This is a genomic window from Mesorhizobium sp. M7A.F.Ca.CA.003.01.2.1 (assembly GCF_003998945.1).
GTDB classification, from domain to species: Bacteria; Pseudomonadota; Alphaproteobacteria; order Rhizobiales; family Rhizobiaceae; genus Mesorhizobium; species Mesorhizobium ciceri.
The window spans coordinates 1-1,117 of record NZ_RZRA01001318.1; the positions used below are offsets into that span (position 1 = coordinate 1).

1 pseudogene is annotated in these 1,117 nt (G+C 66.0%); it reads right to left on the bottom strand.

Going from position 1 to position 1,117, the window contains the following annotated elements:
• Positions 1 to 109: 109 nt before the first annotated feature.
• A pseudogene (locus EN969_RS32320) lies at positions 110 to 1,117 on the bottom strand (glucan 1,4-alpha-glucosidase); the annotation flags it as partial.

The window sequence follows — 1,117 nt, forward strand, 5'->3', positions numbered from 1 at the left end:
TTCGTGGCCGTCGCGCCTCAGGCGCCGGCCCATGTTGGCGCCCCTCCGGCCCAGTCCCATCATTCCGATCTGCATGGTTTCGTCCCTGTTTTCTAGGAGATTTGCGGGGTTATCGAGGGAAGGTCTGCTGGCTGTCCTGGTCGCCTGAGATGACGGAGAAGTCGACATTCTCCCAATCGCCGGCCCCGGGCCAGAAAAAAGTGAAGGTCAGCGTGCTTCCCTTGGGAAGGCCAGAGACGGGCAGATCGGCAAGATGGATGCCGAAATCGTTTTCTACCGTCTGGCTGTCGTGGGCGGTCGCCCAGTTGTCGGTGCTCCAATGGACTGTAGCCGGGGCCAACAGTTCGAAGCGCAGCGTCTTGCCGGCCGGGACCGTGCGGATCTTGTTGTTGAACCGCCATGTTCTGAACGGCGATACGGTCTTGTCCTCGATATAGCGCTTGACGCCTTGCGGGGGCATGTCGAAGACCGCGCCGTCGCGCAGCGAGCGCAACAGCTTGATATGCTCCGAATGCGCCCAGACCAGCGGCATGGCGCTGCCCGAGGGGCGGCCGTGCAGCAGTTCGCGCTCCGGCCTATCGGCGCCGTCCCAGACCTGCTCCGGCAACAGGCCGCCCGGTCCGGCCGAGCCTTCCAGCGCTGCCAGCAGGCTGGCTGCCTTTTCCCTGCGCCCGGCCGCCAGCTCATAGTGGGCGCGTTCGCCGGCCAGCAGCGGCCAGGGGCGACCCTGGCCGGTGCCGTCGAAAGGTGCGCCATCTTCATGCTCGCCATAGCCGTCGCCGTTGTAGCGGTACCAGAGCGGCCCTTGCGGCAGATCGCAGCGCAATTGCGCGTCGATGACCTTGACCGTGTCTGTCATGCGCGGGTCGTCGGCCGCCCGCAGACCGAAGCGGACAAGTGCAAGCGCATCCGGACTGACGATTTGCTCGGCCGGCCGGTCGGTGTCGCCGGGCGGCCGGTTCTTGATCGGGACATAGCCGTCCTTCGGCGAACCGGCCGAGGCGCTGTCGGGCGGCGCGATGCGGACATAGTAGCCGTCGACGCCGACTTGACCGCAGATCGCCGTGCCGGTGACGTAGGTCCAGCGCTCGACCTGGTCGTTCCAGACGTCTGATGT